This is a genomic window from Prolixibacter bellariivorans ATCC BAA-1284 (genome assembly GCF_000621705.1).
Taxonomy (GTDB): domain Bacteria; phylum Bacteroidota; class Bacteroidia; order Bacteroidales; family Prolixibacteraceae; genus Prolixibacter; species Prolixibacter bellariivorans.
In genome coordinates, this window is sequence record NZ_KK211332.1 from 373,630 (window position 1) to 398,496 (window position 24,867).

General features: G+C 44.9%; 19 protein-coding genes. 9 read left to right on the top strand and 10 right to left on the bottom strand.

Translation table 11 applies throughout. The features are described from left to right. Positions 1–37 precede the first annotated feature (37 nt). Entirely contained in the window at positions 38–2,626 is a 2,589-nt protein-coding gene (clpB, locus tag T426_RS0120835; RefSeq protein ID WP_025863746.1) for an ATP-dependent chaperone ClpB, read from the bottom strand. A gap of 560 nt (positions 2,627–3,186) precedes the next feature. Between clpB and T426_RS0120840 the strand changes: the two genes are divergently transcribed. After that, a complete protein-coding gene (locus tag T426_RS0120840; protein WP_025863745.1) occupies positions 3,187–3,909 on the top strand; it encodes an energy transducer TonB in 723 nt (240 codons plus the stop codon). A 91-nt stretch (positions 3,910–4,000) separates the two neighbouring features. Here T426_RS0120840 and T426_RS0120845 read toward each other — a convergent pair whose 3' ends face one another. Beyond that, positions 4,001–5,263 (bottom strand): SO_0444 family Cu/Zn efflux transporter, encoded by a 1,263-nt coding sequence (locus tag T426_RS0120845; protein WP_051538627.1) that lies wholly within the window; start codon positions 5,261–5,263, stop codon positions 4,001–4,003. Between the two features lie 87 nt (positions 5,264–5,350). Here T426_RS0120845 and T426_RS0120850 point away from each other — a divergent pair, with 87 nt between their 5' ends. The 4 genes from T426_RS0120850 (at position 5,351) to T426_RS0120865 (ending at position 9,038) form a co-directional block, all read left to right on the top strand. After that, entirely contained in the window at positions 5,351–6,169 is an 819-nt protein-coding gene (locus T426_RS0120850; protein WP_025863743.1) for a mechanosensitive ion channel family protein, read from the top strand. Positions 6,170–6,195: 26 nt separating this feature from the next. Beyond that, positions 6,196–7,077 (top strand): DUF3078 domain-containing protein, encoded by an 882-nt coding sequence (locus T426_RS0120855; RefSeq protein WP_025863742.1) that lies wholly within the window; start codon positions 6,196–6,198, stop codon positions 7,075–7,077. Positions 7,078–7,181: 104 nt separating this feature from the next. After that, positions 7,182–7,967: an alpha/beta fold hydrolase gene (locus T426_RS0120860; RefSeq protein ID WP_036984301.1), complete on the top strand. Its 786-nt coding sequence runs from the start codon at positions 7,182–7,184 to the stop codon at positions 7,965–7,967. Positions 7,968–8,045: 78 nt separating this feature from the next. After that, the gene (locus T426_RS0120865; protein ID WP_025863740.1) at positions 8,046–9,038 is read left to right on the top strand and encodes a dihydroorotate dehydrogenase-like protein; all 993 of its coding nucleotides are present in this window, start codon (positions 8,046–8,048) and stop codon (positions 9,036–9,038) included. Between the two features lie 21 nt (positions 9,039–9,059). Here the strand turns inward: T426_RS0120865 and T426_RS25435 are convergent, their stop codons facing one another. The 4 genes from T426_RS25435 to T426_RS0120885 all read right to left on the bottom strand — a co-directional run bounded on the left by T426_RS25435 (position 9,060) and on the right by T426_RS0120885 (position 14,379). Beyond that, positions 9,060–9,791 (bottom strand): hypothetical protein, encoded by a 732-nt coding sequence (locus T426_RS25435; RefSeq protein ID WP_025863739.1) that lies wholly within the window; start codon positions 9,789–9,791, stop codon positions 9,060–9,062. Between the two features lie 155 nt (positions 9,792–9,946). Further along, positions 9,947–10,117, bottom strand: coding sequence for a hypothetical protein (locus tag T426_RS25885; RefSeq protein WP_153637561.1), 171 nt, complete (start codon positions 10,115–10,117; stop codon positions 9,947–9,949). 136 nt (positions 10,118–10,253) lie between these two features. Further along, entirely contained in the window at positions 10,254–11,666 is a 1,413-nt protein-coding gene (gene amrB, locus T426_RS0120880) for an AmmeMemoRadiSam system protein B (protein ID WP_027586241.1), read from the bottom strand. A 67-nt stretch (positions 11,667–11,733) separates the two neighbouring features. Then, complete coding sequence (locus T426_RS0120885; RefSeq protein ID WP_025863738.1) at positions 11,734–14,379, bottom strand: glycoside hydrolase family 3 C-terminal domain-containing protein; 2,646 nt, start codon at positions 14,377–14,379, stop codon at positions 11,734–11,736. Positions 14,380–14,556: 177 nt separating this feature from the next. Between T426_RS0120885 and T426_RS0120890 the strand changes: the two genes are divergently transcribed. Both T426_RS0120890 and yaaA read left to right on the top strand, forming a co-directional pair. After that, positions 14,557–16,914, top strand: coding sequence for a type IA DNA topoisomerase (locus tag T426_RS0120890; RefSeq protein WP_027586242.1), 2,358 nt, complete (start codon positions 14,557–14,559; stop codon positions 16,912–16,914). A 50-nt stretch (positions 16,915–16,964) separates the two neighbouring features. Next, entirely contained in the window at positions 16,965–17,735 is a 771-nt protein-coding gene (gene yaaA, locus T426_RS0120895) for a peroxide stress protein YaaA (protein ID WP_025863737.1), read from the top strand. 384 nt (positions 17,736–18,119) lie between these two features. Here the strand turns inward: yaaA and T426_RS0120900 are convergent, their stop codons facing one another. After that, positions 18,120–18,950, bottom strand: a complete 831-nt coding sequence (locus tag T426_RS0120900; protein ID WP_025863736.1) for a 1,4-dihydroxy-6-naphtoate synthase — start codon at positions 18,948–18,950, stop codon at positions 18,120–18,122. 3 nt (positions 18,951–18,953) lie between these two features. Next, positions 18,954–19,646, bottom strand: a complete 693-nt coding sequence (mqnB, locus tag T426_RS24645) for a futalosine hydrolase (RefSeq protein WP_025863735.1) — start codon at positions 19,644–19,646, stop codon at positions 18,954–18,956. Positions 19,647–19,969: 323 nt separating this feature from the next. Between mqnB and folE the strand changes: the two genes are divergently transcribed. Together folE and fabD are read left to right on the top strand one after the other, a co-directional pair. Further along, the gene (folE, locus tag T426_RS0120910; RefSeq protein ID WP_025863734.1) at positions 19,970–20,596 is read left to right on the top strand and encodes a GTP cyclohydrolase I FolE; all 627 of its coding nucleotides are present in this window, start codon (positions 19,970–19,972) and stop codon (positions 20,594–20,596) included. A 268-nt stretch (positions 20,597–20,864) separates the two neighbouring features. Continuing rightward, positions 20,865–21,755, top strand: a complete 891-nt coding sequence (gene fabD, locus T426_RS0120920) for an ACP S-malonyltransferase (RefSeq protein ID WP_025863733.1) — start codon at positions 20,865–20,867, stop codon at positions 21,753–21,755. An 83-nt stretch (positions 21,756–21,838) separates the two neighbouring features. Here the strand turns inward: fabD and araD are convergent, their stop codons facing one another. Then, positions 21,839–22,498, bottom strand: a complete 660-nt coding sequence (gene araD, locus T426_RS0120925) for an L-ribulose-5-phosphate 4-epimerase AraD (RefSeq protein WP_027586243.1) — start codon at positions 22,496–22,498, stop codon at positions 21,839–21,841. A gap of 243 nt (positions 22,499–22,741) precedes the next feature. Then, a complete protein-coding gene (locus T426_RS0120930) occupies positions 22,742–24,787 on the bottom strand; it encodes a M13 family metallopeptidase (protein ID WP_036985523.1) in 2,046 nt (681 codons plus the stop codon). Positions 24,788–24,867 lie beyond the last annotated feature (80 nt).

Genomic DNA, 24,867 nt, shown 5'->3' on the forward strand with positions numbered 1-24,867 from the left:
ATCCCCCGGCGTCTCTCAACCGGGGGATTTACCTTTTTTAGTTCCTGAATACCAGGATATCGTTTTCCACATCCACCAGGATGGGCTTGTCCTCTGCGATGGTTCCTGCCAGCAACTGTTTCGACAGGTCATTCAGGACGAATCGTTGCAACGTCCGTTTGATAGGCCGTGCACCAAACTGCGGGTCGAATCCCGAAGCGGCCACCCATTCCACTGCCGCATCGCTGATAGAGATTTCATGATTGCTTTTCTTTAATCGTTCTGCAATCAGATTGAACTGCAATCGAACGATCTCTTTGATCTCAGCATGATTCAACGGAGTGAAAACGATCGTCTCGTCGATACGGTTCAGAAACTCCGGGCGAATGCTCTTCCGCAAGAGATTCAGCATCTCGTAACGTGTCTGCTCCAATACCTCTTCACGGTTTTCATCCTTCAGATTCTCGGACCGCTCCTGAATAATGTGTGACCCAATATTCGAGGTCATAATGATGATGGTATTTTTGAAATTGACCATACGTCCTTTGTTGTCGGTCAACCGGCCATCGTCGAGGACCTGAAGCAAGACGTTGAAAACATCGGGATGTGCTTTTTCGATCTCGTCGAACAGAACCACAGAATAAGGCTTCCGCCGAACGGCTTCGGTCAATTGCCCACCTTCGTCGTACCCAACGTATCCCGGAGGTGAACCAATCAAACGTGTCACCGAGAATTTCTCCTGGTACTCCGACATATCGATTCGCGTCATCATGTTCTCATCATCGAAAAGATATTCAGCCAGCGCTTTCGCCAATTCGGTTTTTCCCACACCAGTGGTTCCCAGAAAAATGAAGGACCCAATCGGCCGCTTCTCATCCTGCAATCCGGCACGCGAACGACGAACCGCATCAGCTACTGCTGCAATCGCTTCATCCTGGCCAACCACCCGTTTGTGCAATTCATCTTCCAGAAACAAAAGCTTTTCCCGCTCACTTTGCATCATCCGGGAAACCGGAATTCCGGTCCAGCGGGCAACAACCTCGGCAATGTCTTCCGCTCCTACTTCCTCTTTTATCATAGAAGATTCACCCTGCAACTTAGCCAATTCCGTTTGCAAACGCTGGATTTCCTCTTCCGCACCTTTGACTTTACCGTAACGAATTTCGGCAACACGACCGTAATCACCCTGCCGTTCAGCCTGTTCCGCTTCCAGCTTCATCTCTTCTATTTCCGACTTATGCTTTTGAATGGCATCAATCACATCCTTCTCAGCTTGCCAGGAAGCCCGATACTTCGTCTGTTCTGCCTTCAGGTTGGCAATCTCTTCATCGAGGTTAGCCAGCTTCCGTGTATCGTTTTCGCGACGAATGGCCGCTCGCTCAATCTCCAGTTGTTTCAGCTTCCGTTCTATTTCGTCCAATTCTTCCGGAAGGGAATCCATTTCCATTCGCAGTTTCGCTGCTGCCTCATCCATCAGGTCAATTGCCTTATCAGGCAAAAACCGTTCGGTGATGTACCGTTGCGAAAGTTCCACTGATGCGATAATCGCATCATCTTTAATCCGGACCTTGTGGTGACTTTCATAACGCTCCTTCAGCCCACGAAGGATTGAAATTGCACTCAACGTATCCGGCTCGTTCACCATGACAATCTGGAAACGACGCTCCAGCGCTTTGTCTTTTTCGAAATATTTCTGGTATTCGTTCAAAGTAGTCGCACCGACAGCGCGCAAATCGCCACGGGCCAGCGCAGGTTTCAGGATGTTGGCTGCATCCATAGCTCCTTCGCCTTTACCGGCTCCAACCAGCGTGTGAATCTCATCGATGAAAAGAATGATCTCGCCATTGGCTTTCACTACCTCATTCACCACGGCTTTTAATCGTTCCTCAAACTCACCCTTGTATTTGGCACCAGCAACCAACGCGCCCATATCGAGCGAGAAAATTTGTTTTGTTTTCAGGTTTTCCGGTACATCGCCGCGAACGATGCGGTGAGCCAAACCTTCGGCAATCGCCGTTTTTCCCGTACCCGGTTCACCAATTAAAATCGGGTTGTTTTTAGTACGGCGTGAAAGAATCTGCAAAATCCGGCGAATCTCTTCATCGCGGCCGATAACGGGATCGAGCTTACCGGAACGGGCACGTTCGTTCAGGTTGATGGCAAAACGATTCAATGAATTAAATGTATCCTCCGCCGTCTGACTGTCCACCTTCGAGCCTTTACGCAAGTCGGCAATGGCGGCTTCCAATTCCTTTTTAGCGATTCCACTGTCCTTCATCATTTTGCTCACCTGATCACCCGCATCGAGCAACCCGAGCAACAAATGCTCGACCGAAACAAACTGGTCGCCCATCTTTTGAGAATATCCTGTCGCTTTTTGAACCACCGTATTTGCTGCCGGCGACAAATAGGGTTCACCGCCCGACACTTTCGGGTAGCCAGCTACAATTTGATCGAGTGCCTGCTGCAAAACAGAACTGTTTACTCCAAGCTTCTTTAAAAGAAAACCGGTTACATTTTCCGCTTTGCTGAACAGACCTTTGAACAGATGTCCGGTATCAATTACCTGTTGGTTGTTTCCCTGCGCAATCTGAATGGCATGCTGCACAACCTCTTGTGCCTTGATGGTAAAATTATTAAAGTTCATATATGTATTTTTAATTTTTTATTGTTGTCTTGAATCCGCTTCAGACTAACTAATTCGATATTCTTACGAGAGTAACCGACTTCAATTCTTCTCCGGTTACTTTCTATTTTTTACACAGGATTATCAAACTCATTGCCAAAATCCAACGACAGACAATTTGTCTGTAATAAGTTGTTTTTCAGGAATTTTTGACACCTAAACCATTAACAACAATGAAATTATGGCAGCTGAATAAAACCCAGTCCAATTTCCAGTCATTTTCTACTAATAATTGACTCAAACTATTTACCATAGTGTAGTCGTTTGTTCGCAATCGTTCACAGACTCATTCAAATGCGGACAGTATGCCCTGGTCATTCGTCCCTACAAAAACTGTTAAAAACTTGTATTTCTTTTCCTTACAAACCGTGGCATCGTCATTGTTATTTGTTAGGTGGAATCGAAGAGGATTGTTAAGCATTAATACTGTTACAAAAAGCTAGTCCAAATAACTGGCTTGTCCAGTTAACGAAATATTTACGCATCAAACAGTATTATGTCTAATTTAAAAACAAGAAGCCATGAAAACAAAACTCTTCTTACTATTCGCAGGATTATTTCTTTCCACAGTTGCATTCAGTCAGGAAAACATCGAGGAAGTTCGGGTATCACCTCCCGAATTTGCCGGATTTAAAGGTGCCGTCATTCTGGTAAACGATGCCAATGTTGAACTACAGTCGCTTAACGACTACGTTGCTACACGATTGGTATACCCGGAAGATGATGCCCAGTCGTTTCGGGAAGGAAAAGAAGTTATTCAATTTACTGTTCAACCCGATGGAACATTAAGTGATTTTGTCGTTATCAACAGTGTTTCTTCTGCTATGGATGATGAAGTTATTCGCGTTCTGCAAACAACCAGCGGAATGTGGAAACCTGGATGTAACAACAAGGAAGCTGTCGCCATGGACAAGGAATTTTCAGTAACCTTTAAACTTACAGAATCATCCAATCTTCAGACGCAGGCTACTCATTATTTCATCAAAGGAAACAAACAACTCCTGCTGAAAAGAAATCCACAGCGTGCTATCCGGCACTTCGATCGTGGAATCGTATTGTTGCCTAACGAAAAATGTCTCTTACTCGCACGCGGACTGAGCCGTTACGAAGTGGGTGACAAAGAAGGTGCCTGCCGCGACTGGAACCGCATTAAAGCTTTAGGAGGCTTTGAATCAGACGATTTACTTGACAACTATTGTGAAATGTCGGGATATGCCGATATGCTGAAAACAGTGAAAGAATAAAGGTGGGAAAATGATTGAAAAATTCGATCCAAAAAAAGAGGAACCGTCATTGTTGTCGGTTCCTCTCTACATTAACGAATATGCGATGTTTTCAATTTTTCTCTCCTTTGAACACATACCCTCCTTTTTCGACAGAAAGCTGAATGTTCTCCACATCAAAAGTATCGCCCAAAATGCGCACTTCGCCGGTGTCCAGATCCGCTTTTACATCGGTAATCCCGTCCAGACCTCTAATGCCTTCTTCCACATGTGCTTTACAATTCACACAAGTCATCCCCTCTACCACAAACGTTTTTATTTGTTGCGACGCATCACCTTCTAACTCACGAGACTTCTCTTTTCGGGATTTGTTCCACTTTATCGCCATATTCAATACCAATAAAAGGATAAGCAAAACAGAGGCAACCGCCTGCCAGTTTCCCGGAATAAAATGTTCGCTAACGGCATTGACTCCTGCTAACGAGAACCATTCAGCAGGAAGAAACTGATCAATAACCCAACCTCCCAATAAAGCTCCGAGCGTAATGGTCAACAAATAAGCTATTGTTGCTTTTTTACCGATGGTCTTTCCAAGCACTGCCAGCGTTGCCGCGTTGGTTGCCGGACCCGCCATGAGAAAAACCAAAGCAGCTCCCGGAGACAATCCTTTCATCATTAAAACTGCGGCAATTGGCACCGACCCTGTAGCACAAACATACAACGGAACTGATGCTGCCAATACAATGAGCATATTTATCCAACCATGCTGAATGTATGTCGTGAAAAAACTATCCGGTATTAAAACAGCCAGTAAGGCCGCTATCAATAAACCAATTACAAGCCATTTAGCAATATCCTGCATAAACTCAATAAAGCCATACTGAAAAGCCTCTACAACCCGTTTTCCAATCGATTTCTTTTCACTTTTCTTTTTCTCCGCCTGAACCAACCGGTTAGGTTGTTCGTTATCAATTTTGTTTGTGATAATGCCACCTGCGATTCCGGTAATAAATGCGATTACCGGACGGATAAGTGCCATCGGTAATCCTAACAAAGAATAAGTAACCAACATCGAATCAACCCCCGTTTGAGGTGTCGAAATAAGAAATGACGTGGTTGCCCCCTTGGAGGCACCGTTTCGGTAAAATGAAATTCCGGCAGGAATCACACCACAGGAACAAAGCGGCAAAGGAATTCCCAACAAGGTGGCATTCATTACCGATAGCGCATTCTTTTTCCCAAGATATCGGCTAACGCGTTCCTTGGGAATAAAAACATGAAGAATGCCGGCAAAAAGAAACCCAATGAGCAGATAAATGGCCATTTCGTTGAGTAATTGCCAAAGTTCATTCATATATTGTATAATGTATTCCATTATTTTATTTAGATTTATTCTATGCAAATAGAACAATTTCACATCGAGCCATTCGAACTTTATTAACACAACTAAAAGACAAAAAAAATGGAGAACCTGAACAACTACGCCTCTGCAGCATGGGTGCTTATCCAATCATGGGGACTTAGACTCCTTTATGCTGTTATTATTCTGATTATCGGACTTTGGATCATCAAAAGATTAGGCAAGTTGATACGAAAAGCCATGACGAAGAGAGAGTTTGATCCTTCTCTGTCATCCTTTCTAATCAGCTTACTCGATGTTTCCTTAAAAGTTCTTCTTGTTATCACCGTTGCCAGTATGCTGGGTATTCAGATGGCTTCCTTTGTTGCCATTTTGGCTGCTGCAGGTCTTGCCGTTGGGTTGGCCCTGTCGGGAACATTGCAAAACTTTGCCGGTAGCGTCATCATCCTCCTGTTTAAACCATTTAAAGTTGGCGACTTCATCGAGGCCCAGGGGCATATGGGAACGGTAAAAGAGATCCAGATATTCAATACAATTCTGAACACTCCTGATAACAAACAGGTGATTATTCCCAACGGAGGTCTGGCAACCGGCAGCATGACCAATTATTCAGCTTTGCCAACACGCCGTGTCGATATGACATTCGGAATTGGTTATTCGGACGACATTGATAAAGCCCGCGATATTCTGAACCGACTTCTTAACGAGGACGAACGGGTACTGAAAGAGCCGGCTCCTTTTGTTGCAGTACATGAATTGGGTGATAGCTCCGTTAATTTTGTCGTCAGACCCTGGGTCGAAGCTGCAAATTACTGGGGAGTATATTTTGATTTAACCGAAAAAGTTAAAAAATCATTTGATGCAGAAGGTATTTCCATTCCATTTCCACAAAGGGATGTACACCTTTTCAACGAAAAATAATGGCTAACCAAACGAACATTGACAACATGCTAAAAAAATTATCTTTCCTCATTGTCATTTTAACGGGAACGCTTGCGCTTCAAGCACAAACGCCGGCCGATACAACAAAATACTGGACCATCAACGGAAACGGTTCTCTCAATTTTTCACAGGTTACGCTGACCAATTGGGCAGAAGGCGGAGATGGTTCCATGTCAGGTACCTTTCTTTTTAACATCAATGCCAATAAAAAAAAGAACAATCATGCCTGGGATAATTCCTTTAATATGCAGTACGGCTTTGTTAAAAACAACAACGAGAGCCTGCGAAAAAGCGTCGATAAATTAAGCTTTTCTTCCAAGTATGGTTATAAAATCGATGGCAAATGGTACCTGACAGGTCTGTATGATTTCAGAACCCAGTTAGCCAAAGGGTACAATTATCCGAACACGGAAACATACATCTCCAACTTTATGGCGCCGGGTTACATGAACTTCGCACTGGGTTTTGATTACAAGCCCAACAAGAGTATTTCGGCCTTTATTTCACCGATCAGTACAAAATTCACTTTTCTACTGGATGATTCGTTGTCAACAGCCGGTGCATTTGGCGTCAATCCGGGTGACAAATTCAGGGCCGAATTGGGTGCCTATGCCAAATTCTCCTACATCCAGACCGATTTATTGAAGAATGTTGATTTGGAAACTAAACTCGACCTCTTTTCCAATTATTTGGATAAACCACAAAACATTGACGTGAATTGGGATATCCGTTTTAATATGAAAATCAATAAATTCCTGACAGCCAATTTTGGAACCACATTAAAATATGACGACAACATCAAATATGTCGATTCCAATGGAGTGGAACATGGCCCCAGGGTTCAGTTAAAACAGTTCCTCGGTATCGGGCTCACCTACAATTTTTAGGTCGTTCTAACTGTTAAAAAATAGAATAAACGTATAACCCGTTCGAATCGGTTTTGTCATTCGAACGGGTTTTTATACTTTGCCCCCCTATAGAAAATTCATCGATGGAAATATTAAGCTTTCAGGAGTACACACAACCGCAACACAAAGAATGGATTGTATTCATTCATGGTGCCGGAGGAAGTTCCAAAACATTTGGCCGCCAGATTGCTGCCTTTCGCAGGCATTTTAACCTACTCCTGCCCGACTTGCGGGACCATGGTAATTCGAAAGAATTGACCAAACCTGAAGATGAATATTCATTCCGTATGGTCGCTCGTGATGTTCTTACGCTTATGCGTGAAAAGGGCATCAAACAAGCTCACTTTATTGGAATATCGATGGGGTCTATCGTTATTCGGATTATTGAAGACATTGCTCCGGAAGTGGTTTCGTCTGTCATTATTGGTGGTGGCGTGATGAAATTAAACCGTCGGACACACTTGCTATTTAAAACCGGCGTTTTCCTCTCAAGCTTTATCCCCTATCACAAATTATATCAATTGGTTGCCTGGATATTGATGCCCTATCGGAATCACAAAGTAGCCCGCCGGCTTTTCGTAAGAGAAGCAGCACAAATTAAATCGGAAGCTTTTAAAGTATGGCTGGGACTGTTGACCGATTTGAAGAAAAATCTGGATAGCTATTTTAACAAGCCATTTAAATCGCCCATGCTGATGATTATGGGAAGTCAGGATTTTAATTTTCTGGATGAATCCATCGATTACTGGAAAAAATTTCCATTCACCAATCTTGATATTCTCCCGAAGTGCGGCCATGTTTGTAACATCGAACAAGCCGACGAATTCAACCAACGTAGCTTGAATTTTCTGCTGAAACTCTCGAAATAGGTTTTCAATCGAATAATGGTTTTTTGTGGTTAAACTTTGTATCTTAAGCGAAGTACAATAACCAGCAAAGCTATCATTATGCCAGATCTATCGACGAAGTACATGGGACTTTCTCTGAAGAATCCCATTATAATTGCCAGCTCAGGGCTTACCGATTCAGTTGAAAAAATAAAAGAACTGGAAGCCAACGGAGCGGCTGCCGTTGTTTTAAAATCACTATTCGAAGAGGAAATTATTCTAGAAATGAAGGAAACCGAGCACCGAATGACCGGCCGGCCTTTCCTTTTTCCTGAAACGCTTGATTTTACCGAAGAGGAGCTGTACGAAGATTCCGTTCGGAAATATATTCGACTCATTAAAGAGGCGAAAGAAGCGGTTCAGATTCCGGTCATTGCCTCCATTAATTGTGTCTCGAGCCAAAAATGGATGTACCTGGCAAAGGAAATCCAGGAAGCCGGTGCCGATGGCCTCGAATTAAATCTATTCTTCCTTCCGTCGGATGACGACCGGGAACAACTGGACAACCTGGTCATTACTGATGCGATTATTCATCAGGTAAAAGAAATTGTTTCTCTTCCGGTTTCCCTGAAAATAGGATATTACTGTTCCAACCTGGCCTCTTACATCTCCCGGATATCAGAGGCCGGAGTGCAGGGAATTGTTCTTTTCAACCGATCGTGGATGCCTGATATAGACACGGAAAATCTGTTGGTTACCTCGGGACCGATTCTTTCCTCGCCGGGTGATTTCAGCCAAACTCTTCGGTGGGTGTCACTGATGTCGGGAAAAGTGAAGTGTGACCTGGCTGCCTCAACCGGTATTCACACAGGCGACGCCGTTGTGAAACAATTGCTGGCAGGCGCTAAAGCCGTTGAGATTGCCTCCGTCATTTATAAACACGGTCCCAGGTATATCAAGACGTTGTTGGAGGACATGAAAAAATGGATGACAGACAAGGACTTTGAATCCATTGACGACTTTTCGGGTCTGTTGAAGCATTCATCTGCCGGAAATCCCGCTGCCTGGGAAAGAGTTCAATTCATGAAAAACTTCAGCCAGTTTATATCATAAAACGACTGAATAAGCCATAGGCTATTGGGGAACGAAATTATATGTTATCGTTCCCCTTTGTTTTTCTGGTGCTTTTGGATCGACGTTGAACTCCGTATTCAAGGCCGCCTTCTTCGCGTAAGCCAACAACATGGGATCGGTAATATTCGGATTGGGACGAGGGTCTGCACTCAACACACGGCCATTCCGATCAACGATGATATCAACGATTACTTCCCCACCCCCTTGTGTTAAGTAAATTGGGATGGGCAACCGAACATGATACCGGTTTTCAAGCGAGTAGTGAATATTGCTTTTCCCCTTGTAAATGGTATTCTTAATATCCTCCCGTTTCATGCCCTCAGTGGTCTCCTCCGGCATTTTAATATCGCCAATCTCCGGTATCTTCTGCGAAAGCGTTTTGTTTACATCATTGACCAACGCTTTAGCTTTTTCAATCTCTTCCTTGTATGATTTATCGAAGAACTTATCCTTGCTTGGTTTCTCTTTGGAAGCATCGTTAACCGCCCGGTTGGACCCCCGATCGACAGATTCAGATGAAGATGCAGCTGTTGCTTTTTCTTTCTTAATTTCCGGTTCAGGCAATTTGGGTGCCGGTTGTTCGGTAAAATCGAGAATAATGCCTTCGTCTTTGGGTTGTTTGGACGTTTTCAGTTCCGCCAGCAAAAAAATGGACAGAAGGATGAGGTGAAAGGCAAGTGTGCCAATTACTCCATAAATATTCCGGCGATATAATTCCTTCAGCTTTTTCATTTACGAACGTGAGCAAAATTAAGAATTTTATCGGCGTTGAAAACAGTAGAAAAGCTTTGTTAACACCTTGGAGAAATAATTGGGGAGGGACTCTTTCAAAAAAGTATGGACAAAAAAAATGTCCCTTATCGGGACAGTGTCAACTTACGTTTCTCTTAATCTCTTTCCACAACTTCTTTCAACTGATGAAAGCGCTTATCAATTTCGCGCATCATATCGTCCTTCGATTGTTTTCTGAAAAGAGGATCATCATTTTCTTTACTTAAAAGTGATTCTCTGAGCAAACGCAAATCTTCCAAACTTTCAAAATACTCTTTTCTTCCCATAAATCTCTCGTTTTTGTGATTTGCACTTTTACACAATGTCAAAACTGCTAAATATTTTTCATAATTATATTAAGTATATATTAAAACGACGTTAACTAATCAATTATTGCGCCGGATTACACTTATGTGGAAAGAATTAATCAATCACGATAGATTCAAAAATAAACAGTTCGGATGAACGCCAACCATCCCAGCCCAGATGAGCCTTATTCTTAGAACAATATCCTAGAAACTCTTCAACAGTCCAGTGGTGGTCAGTAGCCACCCGGGGCAGAAACGTACCTGTATTTAAACCGTTCCGAATGTAAATTCCATGCTTGCCCAAGATAATTTCAGACGGATCGTGAATTCGCTTTAGTGGCGTTAAAACAGAAATTTCAATACGCATCTCCTGCAATTCATCCAGACTTAGTGGTTCAAAACGAGCATCACGTGTGCCCGATGAAATGGCTAAATCGCGGACCCGTTCATACAAAGGTTCTTTCTCATCGAAATGGCCAAGACAACCTCTTAACTTCTCTCTCACATAAACCGTAACAAATGCTCCGTATCTTTCGAGTAATGCCGGAGGTAGAAATTCCGGATCGATATCATCGCGGCCTCCCCGTTCAAAAAATTGCCAGATGGCTTCTTCGGCCAGCTTTTTCAACTGTGCTTTTTCCTCTTCATTCAGGTAAACGATTTTTGCATCAGGAATAACGGCCTCAAGTCCGCCATAGCCAACAACCCGTTCATGATCACCATAAACAGAATCACCGGAATTGGAATAATCCACTTTCCGGATAACGATATCTCCCAACGTTTTTTTTAAGTATAAAAATGTAAGGACAGAAGTCCAGCCGCAACAGGAAGTATGCAGGTTTGAAATATTTTTTTCATTGTTTCTATCGAGTCCATCAAGAAATCTTTCCGGTTCGCCGGAAGTGATGCCATCTATGGTTTCCGCATCAGCTGATTGGGCATCTTCATAACCGGGGTAATGTGACAGGTCGGTACTGATAACAAAAAGTGTCTGCTCATTTGCCAGCGAAACCAGCTCATCAGCAATCAGTTTACACTCTTTCGGATGAACATGTCCCAGTAAAATGGGAATAATCCGGAAATCGGATTTTAATCTTTCTTGTAAAAAGGGCAATTGAACTTCGAGGCTGTGTTCCTCGGTATGTGCTGCCGGATGAAAACTGAACAATTCATTATTGGCAATGAGAGTTTCGCTTATTTCGAGGTCAACAGGTACAACTCCCAATGGCGTTTCGTAATTGCCAATATTGTATACTGAAGCACCGTGAAAGGAGGCATAGTGTGAGGAACCAAGCAACACAACTCTCTCAATGGAGTTCTCTTCCGGAATACGTGCGTAGCATTTTCCGGCTGTTCCACCTGAAAAAACATATCCGGCATGTGGGACTATCAGTCCGAGTAATCGCTCGGATTCGGGTAAGGGAGTTCCGGCTTGAAGGAACTCGTGAACTTCTTTTTGCAGCGTGTTCGGTGAACCGGAATAGAAGCGTCCGGCCGCTACCGGAACACGGTTAACCGTTTCAGCCATGTTCTTTTTCTTTTAAAGGTATAAAAAACGGGGCGCAAGGCCCCGTTTTTATTGGATAAACTTTTACTTATTTCTTCAGTTCAAACAGCTTTCCGGTCACATTAAATCGTCCGGTTACCACCGATGTGGTTGCGGCATCGGCTCGGCCGGAAAAGCCAGGTTGTTTTCCTCCTACCGATATGGTAAACCAGCCTGGTTCCACAACCAGATTGTCTCGTTTATTGATCATAGAAAGTTCACGAGGGCCAAGTTTGAAATTAACCACTTTGCTTTCACCCGCTTTGAGGTTGATACGGTTAAATCCCTCCAGCTCCCTGATGGGACGTGGCGTAGATGCTTTCTCATCGGTGATATATAACTCAACTACTTCATCACCGTCTCGACTACCGGTATTGGTCACCTTCACGGAAACCGGAATCGAATCACCGGAAGCAACCGTTTTGGGAACCTGCAGATCGGAATAACCAAACGTGGTGTAGCTCAATCCATATCCAAACGGATAAAGTGGTTCGCCGGTAAAATACCGATACGTCCGGCCTTTCATATCGTAATCTTCGAACGGAGGCAACTGGTCAACCGACTTGTAGTAAGTGACCGGTAATCTTCCGGCCGGATTGTAATCACCAAAAAGCACATCGGCTACAGCGTTCCCGCCTTCCTGACCTGCATAACCTGCAGAAACAATGGCATCCAGATTATCTGCCGCCCAATTGATGGCCAGCGCACTTCCGTTGAGCAGAACCAACACAACCGGTTTGCCGGTAGCTTTAATAGCTTTCATCAAATCGCGCTGTGGTTTGGGAAGCAACAGGTTGGTGCGATCACCGCCTTTAAATCCATCAACTTTGATGGGCATCTCCTCTCCTTCCAGACGTTGAGACAACCCAAGTACCAACACAACTGCATCGGCTTTTTCAGCGGTAGCGACTGCATCTTTCAGCATATTCGGATTGGGCATCGCCCACACCAGCTTAGCATCTCCATCGCCGTACCAGTTCTTGTACTCGTACACCACTTTATAGCGCTTGCCGGCTTCCATCTGCACATCCTTCTCATGATAAAAAGCAGAATGCTCACTATTGTGACTCAATATTTTCTTTCCTTCGAAGAATACATCCAACGTGGGCATCCCCCAACAACCAAGATGATAAGTTCCGGTTACCGGCGGGACAATGTATCCGGTCCAACGTACCGAAAAATTATCATCAGGTAACTGTGGCGACGGTGAGTCTGCACCCCAGTAAAAGTTGATTTGATCGTCCACACGGGTAAACTCCGGTTTGCCTTTCAATTCCGCATTCGCGAAATATTCGCCGGTAATTCCCTGGTGCCCGTCTTCGGTTTGCAAATAAATGGATGGAACCGGTGTCAGGTCATGAATTCCGTCAGCCAAATCACTTCCCTGGGCATAGGTCACATTCACTTGCGGCTCCAGCTTATTTTCAATTCCCTTTAATACCGTAACCGGATGTTTCGGGATACCATTGTAATTACCAATTAATGCTTCCCAGTTGTTGGCATTTGGACCAATTACAGCAATTGTCTTCAGCTTTTTGCTTAATGGAAGAGTCTGGTTTTCGTTCTTTAAAAGAATGATACTTTTCTGTGCCGCTTCACGAGCCAGTTGGTCATTCACGTCAGAGCAATTAGCGCTGTAAGGTATTTTTGAATAGGGAACCCGATTAGCCGGATCAAACATGCCTAATTTGAAGCGGGCCAGAAACAATCTTTTCACCGCTTTGTCGATATCAGCTTCTGTCACCAAACCGCGTTGAATGGCAGTATCCAACCGGGAAAAGGCAACGCCGCAATTCAAATCAGTGCCTGCCTTAATGGCGATAGCAGCTGCTTCGGCTGCGTCTTTGGCCGTATTCTGGAATTGAAAAAAGTCACTGATGGCCCAGCAATCGGAAACCACATAACCATCAAATCCCCAATCGTCCCTCAATATCTTCTGCAACAAAAAAGGACTTCCACAGCACGGCAATCCCCTGAAAAGGTTATAAGCTCCCATCACCGAATACGCTTTCCCGTCGACAACTAATTTGCGGAAAGCCGGAAGATGAGTTTCATAAAGATTGCGGTCGGAAACATCCGCTTCGAACTTGTGCCGCAACGGCTCGGGTCCGGAATGAACTGCAAAGTGTTTGGCTGTTGCTACTGTTTTCAGGTAATGCGGATCGTTGCCCTGCATTCCTTCCACAAACTCCATCCCCAGCATCCCGGTGAGGTGCGGATCTTCACCATAGGTCTCATGCCCTCTTCCCCATCGTGGATCGCGGAAGATATTAATATTGGGAGACCAAAAAGTTAATCCCTGGTAAATGCCATGCTTTCCCCGACGAATCCATTCGTTGTATTTTGCCCGGGCTTCGTCCGAAATAGCTGTTGCTTCGCGATACATCAAGTCTTTGTCCCACGAACCTGCAACGGTAATCGACTGCGGGAATACAGTAGCATAACCGGCACGTGCCACTCCATGCAAAGCTTCATTCCACCAGTTGTAAGCAGGTATTCCTAAACGGTCGATAGCCGGAGCCTGGTAGACAAGCTGACTAATTTTCTCTTGGAGCGTTAAATGGGAAACCAGATCGTTCACCCTTTCTTCCAAGGGCAAATCCGGATCACGAAACAGAAAATGTGTTTGGTTCTTTTGTGCCAGAATGGACACCGGCAGTAATAACAAGATGAGCGCGATTCTCAATTTTCTCATTGGTTACGATTAAATTTGGTTAAATCATTCGCTCTAAATTAAACAAAACATCCTAAAACGAAATCTTGAAAAAATCAAATGCATAATAAACAATACACATTCCGTTGAAAACTTCATCCCCGATTTGTCGTCGAATTAGGTTGAGGTCACTATTTTTGGTGACAAATCGATGAAAGCGTGAAAGTCTGTATAGCCGAAAAACCAAGTGTTGCCCGCGAAATAGCTGACATTCTGGGAGCCAAGAGCCGCCGTGATGGCTATTTTGAAGGAAACGGATACCAGGTAACCTGGACATTCGGCCATTTGTGCACGCTCAAAGAACCGCACGATTATACTTCGCGATGGAAATGGTGGGATCTGCGCACGCTCCCCATGCTTCCACGCAAATTCGGCATCAAACTCATCGATGACGAAGGCGTGAAAAAGCAGTTCAACACCATCGAAAAACTGGTAAATGAGGCCGACGAGGTCATCAACTGCGGTGACGCCGGCCAGGAGGGAGAAGTGATTCAACGCTGGGTACTCACAAAAGCGAAATGCCAAAAACCCATCAAACGGCTGTGGATTTCTTCCCTTACGGAAGAAGCGATCAAAGAGGGCTTCGAGAAACTTTACAACGGCACCGACTTCGATTTGCTGTATGCGGCCGGAAGTGCCCGTGCCATTGGAGACTGGTTGCTGGGCCTCAATGCCACCCGGCTCTACACACTGAAATACGGGCAAAACAAACAGGTACTCTCCATCGGACGGGTGCAAACGCCTACCCTCGCCCTGGTGGTTCAGCGACAGCTTGAAATCGACAACTTTAAACCGGAACCGTACTGGGAATTAAAAACCACCTACCGGGAAACGGTTTTCAGTGCTACCAGCGGACGCTTTTCCGTGAAGGAGGAAGCGGAAAAGAAACTGGAAGAGATAAAAGGACACGACCTGTTCATCACTTCCGTGGAAACGAAAAAGGGAACAGAGCAACCGCAAAAACTTTTCGATTTAACTTCACTGCAGGTGGAATCCAACCGCAAATTCGGCCTTTCGGCTGACGAAACGCTGCGTGTTATTCAAAGCCTGTACGAAAAAAAGGTAACTACGTATCCCCGTGTCGACACCACGTTTCTGCCCAATGATATCTACCCAAAGGTGCCCGGTATCCTGAAGAAGCTGAAACCTTACGAGCAGCTGACCGAGCCGCTGCTGAAAGACAAAATCAGGAAATCGAAAAAGGTTTTCGACGATAAAAAGATTACCGATCACCATGCCATCATCCCGACCGGCGTGTTCACCTATAACCTGACGCCCGATGAAAAGCGGGTGTTCGATTTGGTGGCCCGGCGCTTCATCAGCGTGTTTTACCCCGATTGTAAAGTGGCCAACACCACCGTACTCGCCACCGTCAACGAAGTAGATTTCAAAGTAACCGGAAAGCAAATCCTTCATCCCGGATGGCGGGTCGTTTACCAGAGCGACGGCGGCAAAACGCAGGCGGACGAGAACATTCTGCCGGCATTCGTAAAAGGCGAAAGCGGTCCACACGAACCGGATTTGGCGGAAAAAATGACACAACCGCCGCGCTATTATTCCGAAGCGACGCTGCTTCGTGCCATGGAAACGGCCGGCAAACAGGTCGACGATGACGAACTACGCGAGTTGATGAAAGAGAATGGTATCGGTCGCCCCTCAACCCGGGCCAACATCATCGAAACGCTGTTCCGCCGCCGATACATTATGCGAGAGAAAAAACGCATCTTAGCCACCAAAACCGGCATCGATTTGATTGGTTCCATCGAAAACGATTTGCTCAAATCGGCTGAACTAACGGGCCAATGGGAAAAGAAGCTCCGACTAATTGAGGAAGGCACTTACGAGGTTTCGCAATTCATGGAAGAGATGAAACAGATGGTGTCGGAGATTGTCGACCAGGTAAAACGCTCGCCACGCAAAGAGATCACCATCATCGAGGATGAAAAGGAGGAGAAGTCTTCCGGCAAAGCCGCGAAAAAAGAAAAGGCGGAAAAAGAGGTGCAGCTAACTTGCCCCAAATGCGGAAAAGGGACCGTATTAAAAGGAAAATCGGCCTGGGGCTGCAGTGCTTTCCGCGATGGATGCGATTTCCGGCTACCGTTTGAGCTTCTGGAAAAGAAACTAACGGACAATCAAATCAAACAGTTGATTGAGAAGAAAAAAACCGGTGTCATCAAAGGATTCACCCAAGGCGGTGAAAAAGTAGATGGTAAACTCGTGCTGACCGACGATTTCAATATCGAACTGGAAGAAAAAGAGGAAGAGAAACTTACCTGCCCGAAGTGCAAACAGGGAACCATAGTGAAAGGAAAAACGGCCTGGGGCTGTACCAATTTCCAGAACTGCTCGCTTCGCATTCCATTTTCCTTCATGAATAAAGGCCTGACCGACAATCAGGTGAAACAGCTGATTCTAAAAGGGAAAACAAGCAAAATTAAAGGTTTTGAATCACCCGATGGCTCCAAATCCGATGGCAACCTACAACTGAATGAAAATTTCGAGCTGAAACTCTCTTGAGACCGAAAACCTTTAGGGCAAAAGTCTGTTTATCAATAAAAACGTCAATTATGCTAATCGTTATATCTCCCGCGAAAACACTTGATTTTGAGGCGCCACTGGCGACAAAAAAGAATACACAGCCGCGTTTTACCCGCCAATCGGAAGAACTCGTGCAACATCTGCGCAAGCTCAGTTCCGACCAGGTTTCCGAGCTGATGCACATCAGTCCCAAGCTGGGACAGCTGAACTTTGAGCGGTTCCAGCTCTGGCAACCCAAATTTGAATTTCCCGAAGCCCGGCAGGCCATTCTCGCATTTCGCGGAGATGTGTATACCGGACTGGATGCCGATACACTGGAAACGAAAGATTTCAATAGCGCACAGAAGCATCTGCGGATTTTATCAGGCCTGTACGGCGTTTTGCGCCCGTTGGATATGATGCGCCCCTACCGATTGGAAATGGGGACCAAATTCGCTTTCGATGATTTTGAGAATCTTTACGATTTCTGGAAAGGTACCATTACCAAAACCATTCGTAAGGATTTGGATGAAAGTGGTTCAAATGTATTGGTCAACCTGGCATCAAATGAGTATTTCAAATCAATCGATAAGAAAAAGCTGGGAGCAGATATTGTTACTCCCGAATTCAAAGACTGGAAAAACGGTCAGTACAAAATGATTTCCTTCTGGGCGAAGAAAGCCCGTGGTATGATGACCCGCTTTATCCTTCAGAATAAAATCACCAAAGCCGAAGATTTACAGGCATTCGATATGGATGGATACTATTTCAATCCCGATTTATCGAAGCTCAATAAGCCAGTATTCACCCGCGACCACTAAAATCAGGGAAGAAAAAGGCGAACTACAGCCGGAAAAAATCTCATCTGCAAGGTTTTTTCGCGCTTTCCCGGAACGGGAATCCTGCCGACTAAAGTTTTCGTGCTACCGTAGGCTCCGGTAAGCCGCCGACTAAAGTTTTTAGTATTTCCGGGGGTAGGTTAACTTGCCGACTAAAATCTGCAGCATTTCCGAGGGTAGGTTAACACGCCGACTAAAATCGGCAGCATTTCCAAGGGTAGGTTAACTTGCCGACTAAAATCTTCAGCATTTCCAAGGGTAGGTTGACTTGCCGACTAAAGTTTTCACGCTTCCGGAGCCGGGAAAGCGGCAGGATACAACGAAAAAAAGAAGCGAAACCGCCCGATTCCGCCTCTTCCTTTTATCTTAATCCAAAAATATCGAGCGCTCCATTTTAGGTATAATCCCCAAATCTTCGGCTTTGCTGTACAGGGTGCGCACAGCTTGTTTCCCTTCGTCGCCCAGGTTGCGGGTAAATTCGTTCACATACAAATCGATGTGGCTCCGCATCACCGACTCCTCCATCTCCTGCGCATAGAGTTTCACAAACGGATAGGACGCGTCGGGCTGTTCGTAAGCATATTCCACGCTTCGTTTCATCACCCGGTTGACTTTCTCCTGCACTTCACGTGGAAGATTGCGGTTCACCACAATTCCCCCTAGCGGAATTGGTGAGCCGGTGGTCTCTTCCCAATATTCACCCAAATCGAGAATCTTCTTCAAGCCTCTCTTCTGGTAGGTAAACCGGTTTTCGTGAATAATCAAACCGGCATCCATTTCACCCGAAAGGACCACTTCTTCGATATCCGAAAACAGGTATTCCTTTTTCTCCTTCACGCTAGGATAGGCCACGCTAAGCAACAAATTGGCCGTGGTGTGTTCGCCGGGAATGGCAATGCGCAAATTGGGGACCTCGTCGGGATAAATCTTTGTTTTGCTAATGAGCAACGGGCCATTATTCCGCCCCAGCGCACTTCCGGCATCCAGCAAAACATATTGGGAAGTCAACTGAGCATAAGCCGCGTAACTTAACTTGGTGATATCAATTTCGCCGGCAAACGCCAGTCGGTTCAACTCCTCAACATCCGCCATAACCGTCTCAAAAGTCAACCCTTCGGTATCAACCCGGTTATGGACCATCGCATCAAAAATAAACGTGTCGTTCGGACACGTCGAAAATCCAAGTGTTAAGTTCATGATTTATGAAATCTGTGGTACGGTAGCAAAGTTGCGAAGAATTTTCAACAATTCGTCCGTCAGATTCTCCAAAGCGGTTGGGATATCCCATTTGGTAGTATCGCGGGACTCGACAAAATTGGAAATGGCTCGTATCTCGAGGAACGGAACATCCTCCATCAGGCAAACATAAAAAACAGCAGCGCCTTCCATCGACTCCACATCGGCATCAAAATTAATCTTGAGCTTGTCGATGGTCTCATCGCAACCATGACTCACGTTCACACTCAAACCGTTGACATTCGGAAGTTCGATACTTTCGTTGAAATGCGGGTTCAACAGCTTTCCTCCCTGAAACGGGAATTGATCTTCCTTCAGGAAACCGGCCTGGAACAACGTTTTGAAACCGCCCGGTTCTTCGATGCCCAAATCGCCAAACTGCTCAGAGGTAATATTGACAACCGTTCCAATGGAGAGTTCGTCGTAAAAACTTCCGGCAATGCCGGCATTAATCACCAAATCGTATTTCTCTTTCTGGAGGAGGCGGGTTAAATGATAAGTCGTGAAGGAGAGCCCAACGCCGGTTACGATTAAATCTATCTCCAAATCATGCCAGCGGTAATGCGACACCGGGGAATTTTCACCTTCTATTTCCTCCAGATTTTCCAGGAAAAGCTTGAGTTCAAAACAAGTCGCTGCTACAAAAAGAATCTTCATCCGATTATTTCGTTGGATTATGCCAAATTAATCAATCGACAAAGGTAATGATCCCATTCATTTGGAGAATTACCTTTTACACATTCTTACTCACTTTTGCCGAAAAGGTTAAAATTTGTCTTTAATTTGTACTCAGTTTAATTAAAGATGCTGTAAATCAGGAGATGGATCACTGTTTTTGAAGCCTGTTTTTCTTTCTTTTGCACCGAATCGAATAAACATAAATTGCGCAAAAGCGGAAAATAGCAAACAATCAGACCTGTGGATGGTTATAGATCTCCGCCACAGAATATAAATAACAGAAATACCGAAAGGAACACTATATGAAGTTTTCGCTTAATAAATTAGACAACGGAGGATACAGTAAAGTAGAACACTACAATACCGAGAATGTAGAGAAACTGGCTACAAACTACCACGATATTTTGGGCTTGCTGGGCGAAGATCCAAGTCGTGAAGGTTTGGAAAAAACGCCCATAAGAGTGGCCAAAGCCATGCAGTTTCTGACCCAGGGATACAACATGAATCCGGAAGAAATTCTAAGCTCAGCTAAATTCAAGGAAGATTATCGCCAGATGGTAATTGTGAAGGATATTGAACTGTATTCACTTTGCGAACATCACATGCTCCCGTTTTTTGGGAAAGCGCACGTGGCATACATTCCCAATGGATACATTACCGGATTGAGCAAAATCGCCCGCGTAGTGGAAGCTTTTTCGCGCCGGTTGCAGGTACAGGAACGCCTGACACTTCAGATTAAAGAATGTATTCAGAACACATTGAATCCGCTGGGAGTTGCGGTCGTTATCGAAGCAACTCACATGTGTATGGTGATGCGCGGCATTGAAAAACAGAACTCAGTAACAACTACCTCCGACTTCACCGGAGCATTCGAAAAGGTAGCCACCCGAGAGGAGTTTATTCGACTTATTAGTTCCGATCTTTCATAAATTGGAGCTGTTTTAACGCTTCATGACCAGAAACCAGATGAACTTTCGTCTGGTTTTTCTATTTCGAAAGCACAATGTTTATCTTTGCCACGCATTTTATTTTTACCAAACTGTATTGTAACCACCCTGCCAATTAATGCCTAAAGTGCATGTTTAAAAGGGTTGTGTTCTGTCAGAAAATTGAAGAACCAGAAATTGCGCAGATGAAACAAGTCCCGAAGCTTCGGGACGCGTTCCACGTGGCAATTGAAAAACAAAAATGAAACACATGAAAGCATTCGTTTTTCCCGGACAGGGAGCCCAGTTTGTTGGAATGGGAAAAGACCTGTACGACAATTCGGATTTGGCCCGCGAACTTTTCGAAAAGGCCAATGATATTCTCGGTTTTCGCATTACCGACCTGATGTTTGAAGGTACTGATGAAGACCTCAAACAGACCAAAGTTACGCAACCGGCCATCTTCCTGCACTCTGTGCTGCTGGCCAAAACCCTGGGCGACGATTTCAAACCCGACATGGTTGCCGGTCACTCATTGGGCGAATTCTCCGCACTGGTTGCCAACGGGACTTTGTCGTTTGAAGATGGATTGGTACTCGTTTCGAAGCGCGCGATGGCCATGCAAAAAGCCTGCGAATTGGAACCATCAACCATGGCGGCTATTGTTGGTTTGGAAGACGATGTGGTGGAAAAAGTTTGTGCTGACATCGACGATGTAGTGGTTCCGGCCAATTACAACTGTCCCGGCCAGCTGGTTATTTCCGGCTCGAACGAAGGCATCGATAAAGCTTGTGCCAAGTTAACCGAATTGGGTGCCAAGCGTGCTATCAAACTGATGGTTGGCGGTGCTTTCCACTCTCCGTTGATGGAGCCGGCCCGCACCGAACTCGCTGAAGCGATTGAGGCAACGACATTCAACCAACCGAATTGCCCGGTTTACCAGAATGTGACCGCATCGGCTGTTACCGATCCGAATGAAATCCGCAAAAACCTGGTTGCACAATTAACGGCTCCGGTACGCTGGACGCAAACGGTGAAAACCATGATTGCCGACGGAGCTACTTCGTTTACCGAAATCGGCCCGGGAAAAGTACTCCAGGGATTGGTGAAGAAAGTTGACCGTGGTATGGAAACCAATGGCATCAACGCCTACCAGGGATAAGAAACAAGAACACCTAAAAATAGAAGAGACAACCAGATTCCAGTTGTCTCTTTTTTTATGATTGAAAAATAACTATCCTCTTTCTAATCAAAAAAGTGACGGTCGAGAAATTGCTTCTCTACCGGCGAAACATTTTTCAACGCCAGGGTGTGATGAGCCATCCGGGCTACCGTTTCCAAAACGACCGTATGGTCGAACGCCCGGATCACATCTTCCCCCCAACAGAAAGGACCGTGACCGTACACCAAAACCCCCGGAATGCGCAACGGGTCCAGGTTCATCTTATTAAAGGTTTCCACAATTACGCTGCCTGTAGCCAGTTCCGGATTTGCATCTTCAGGCTTCTGTTCTACCGGCGGCGTGCAGGGAATCTCTCCATTGAAATAATTGGCATGCGTGATGCCCAACGGCGGAATGCCCAGGCCAGCCTGAGCCCACGCTGTTGCATATTCGGAATGCGAATGTACAATCGCTCCAATTTCTGGGAAACTACGGTACAAAATCAAGTGCGTTTCCGTATCGGAAGAAGGTTTCAGTTCTCCTTCAATCACCTTCCCGTCAATATCTACGACCACCATATCCGCAGGAATCATCTCGTCATATGAAATCCCGGAAGGTTTGATAACAACCAGTCCGCTTTCCCTGTCAATTGCACTAACATTTCCCCAGGTAAAAATAACCAGCCCCTGCTCAACCAATCGCAGACTCGCTTTATAAACCTGATGTTTTAAACTTTCAAGCATAGGTGAAAACCAATAAGTTAATTTTTTACGATTTATAACCCAATTAACGAATAATATTTCGATTCCATCAAATTGACAATGTGTTTTTAATCATTACAAATTATTTAATCACTTTTACTTTAATAGTTTTGAGCAATCGTGAATTTATACCGGAATAAACAAAAGGACCGATAAGTATATTAACAACAAAAAAATCCTACCTCAAAACGAAGTAGGATTTTCCTTATAAGTTATATCTGTTGCTTACCAGATAACAGCTCTTTTGTCTTCAGGTAAATACATTTTATCACCCGGTTTAACATTAAAGGCTGCATAGAAAGCCGGTAAGTTCCGCAACGGGCCAATTACCCGGTAACGGCCCAGAGAGTGTACATCTTCTTTGCTGCGACGGAGCGCTTCTTTATCGCGAATATTCTGTGCCCATACGTGCGCATAAGCCAGGTAAAAACGCTGGTCGGGAGTGAAACCGTCAATCTTTCCGGTTTCCTTACTACCCATTTTGAAAGCATCATGAGCAATATTCAGACCACCCAGGTCGGCGATGTTTTCGCCCAGACAAAGACGTCCGTTAGCGTGAACCGTATCAGTGTCCACAACCAGGAATTGATCGAACTGATGAACTAATACATCGGCCCGCTTATTGAAACGCTTAGCGTCGTCATCGGTCCACCAGTCATTCAGGTTACCATTCTTATCGAATTTACGTCCCTGATCATCGAAGCCGTGAGTCATTTCGTGGCCAATAACCACACCGATAGCACCGTAATTCACAGCATCGTCACCATTCATAAAGAAGAACGGAGGCTGCAGAATAGCTGCCGGGAATACAATTTCGTTCATGCTTGGACTGTAATAAGCATTTACCATCTGCGGAGGCATATGCCATTCAGTTTTGTCAACCGGTTTATTTACTTTGTCGCGGTTGTATTCGAAACCAAATTTGCGTGCCCGCAGAACGTTCTGTACATACGAGTCATCTTTGATTTGCAAACCTGAATAATCACGCCATTTATCGGGATAACCAACTTTTACACCAATGGCAGCCAGTTTCTCTTCCGCTTTCTCTTTGGTCTTGTCTCCCATCCATGCAAGATTCTTGATGCGGTTACCCAATGCTTTGCGCAGATTTTCCACCAAGCTCAACATACGCTTCTTAGCTTCCGGCGGGAAATATTTCTGTACATACAGCTGACCGATGGCCATGCTCATGGAACCACTAACTGTTCTTTGAACACGCTTCCAACGTGGACGCATTACTTCTACTCCACTCATGGTCTTTCCGAAGAAATCGAAATTCTGTTTTACGAAAGCATCAGAAAGATACGGAGCAGTACCATCAATTAGCGACCAACGGAAATAAGTTTTCCAGTCACTAACCGGCACATCTTTAATCATCGCGTCAACCTCTTTCATAAAAGCAGGCTGTTCTACATTGATGTCTTCCGGTTGTACACCTATACGCTTGAAATAGTCCGCCCAATCAATATCAGGAGCTATTTTAACCAAACCTTTCAGATTCGTTTTGTTGTATGTTTTATCCGGATCGCGTTGCTCCAGGCGAGTCATAGCAGCTTTAGCCATCCGGGTCTCCATGCTCATCACTGTCTCTGCATTTTTCTTTGCCGTTGCTTCGTCGTCGCCCATTAGGCCGAACATCTTAGCTACATGGTCAACATATTCTGCACGAAGCTTTTTCGCATGGTCGTTATCATCGGTGTAATAAGAACGATCGGGTAAAGTGAGTCCAGACTGATAGATTTGAGAAATGACCAAATCACTGTTTTTGGCATCGGGTGCAGCATAGAAACCAAACGGAGTTGTAAATCCATAGGTTTCGAATGTTGCCAGTGTTTTCTGAACATCTGCCGGAGTTTTGATGGCGGCAATCTCGTCGAAATATGGTTTCAGCGGGGTTAAACCCTGCTTTTCGATTTTGGCTGTATCCATACCCAGATTGTACATGGTGCCAATCTTGTAGGCAACAGTTCCGGGCTCATTGGTTTTATTGGCAGCATCCTGAACAACAGTTCTTACCTGCTCTTCTGTTTTATCGCCCAATTGATCGAATGAACCATAGCGGCTTTTCTCGGCCGGAATTGGGTGAGATTTTTTCCAACCACCGTTGGCATACTCATTAAAATTCTGAGTCGGACTTACTGTCGTATCCAGATCGGCCAGATTAATTGCCGGTTCAGCTGATTCCTTCTTGCTCTTTTCACTGCAGGAAGTCAGTGAAAAAAACAAGCCGGCACAAAGTGCGCATGAAAGCACCACCAGTTTGTTTCTCATCTTTTTGATATTGTTAAAGTTAACACTTGAATTGAATATTTTCCGTCTGGTTGATAAATGTAATCAATGGTTATATGTAT

What these genes read in the sequence shown, in the direction of transcription:
- T426_RS0120865 (WP_025863740.1), top strand. Translation starts at nt 8,046, where the DNA reads ATGCCAGATCTATCGACGAAGTACATGGGACTTTCTCTGAAGAATCCC.
- T426_RS25885 (WP_153637561.1), bottom strand. Translation starts at nt 10,117, where the DNA reads ATGGGAAGAAAAGAGTATTTTGAAAGTTTGGAAGATTTGCGTTTGCTC.
- yaaA (WP_025863737.1), top strand. Translation starts at nt 16,965, where the DNA reads ATGCTAATCGTTATATCTCCCGCGAAAACACTTGATTTTGAGGCGCCA.
- T426_RS0120840 (WP_025863745.1), top strand. Translation starts at nt 3,187, where the DNA reads ATGAAAACAAAACTCTTCTTACTATTCGCAGGATTATTTCTTTCCACA.
- T426_RS0120850 (WP_025863743.1), top strand. Translation starts at nt 5,351, where the DNA reads ATGGAGAACCTGAACAACTACGCCTCTGCAGCATGGGTGCTTATCCAA.
- mqnB (WP_025863735.1), bottom strand. Translation starts at nt 19,646, where the DNA reads ATGAAGATTCTTTTTGTAGCAGCGACTTGTTTTGAACTCAAGCTTTTC.
- T426_RS0120855 (WP_025863742.1), top strand. Translation starts at nt 6,196, where the DNA reads ATGCTAAAAAAATTATCTTTCCTCATTGTCATTTTAACGGGAACGCTT.
- fabD (WP_025863733.1), top strand. Translation starts at nt 20,865, where the DNA reads ATGAAAGCATTCGTTTTTCCCGGACAGGGAGCCCAGTTTGTTGGAATG.
- folE (WP_025863734.1), top strand. Translation starts at nt 19,970, where the DNA reads ATGAAGTTTTCGCTTAATAAATTAGACAACGGAGGATACAGTAAAGTA.
- T426_RS0120885 (WP_025863738.1), bottom strand. Translation starts at nt 14,379, where the DNA reads ATGAGAAAATTGAGAATCGCGCTCATCTTGTTATTACTGCCGGTGTCC.
- clpB (WP_025863746.1), bottom strand. Translation starts at nt 2,626, where the DNA reads ATGAACTTTAATAATTTTACCATCAAGGCACAAGAGGTTGTGCAGCAT.
- T426_RS0120860 (WP_036984301.1), top strand. Translation starts at nt 7,182, where the DNA reads ATGGAAATATTAAGCTTTCAGGAGTACACACAACCGCAACACAAAGAA.
- T426_RS25435 (WP_025863739.1), bottom strand. Translation starts at nt 9,791, where the DNA reads ATGAAAAAGCTGAAGGAATTATATCGCCGGAATATTTATGGAGTAATT.
- araD (WP_027586243.1), bottom strand. Translation starts at nt 22,498, where the DNA reads ATGCTTGAAAGTTTAAAACATCAGGTTTATAAAGCGAGTCTGCGATTG.
- T426_RS0120930 (WP_036985523.1), bottom strand. Translation starts at nt 24,787, where the DNA reads ATGAGAAACAAACTGGTGGTGCTTTCATGCGCACTTTGTGCCGGCTTG.
- T426_RS0120845 (WP_051538627.1), bottom strand. Translation starts at nt 5,263, where the DNA reads ATGGAATACATTATACAATATATGAATGAACTTTGGCAATTACTCAAC.
- T426_RS0120900 (WP_025863736.1), bottom strand. Translation starts at nt 18,950, where the DNA reads ATGAACTTAACACTTGGATTTTCGACGTGTCCGAACGACACGTTTATT.
- amrB (WP_027586241.1), bottom strand. Translation starts at nt 11,666, where the DNA reads ATGGCTGAAACGGTTAACCGTGTTCCGGTAGCGGCCGGACGCTTCTAT.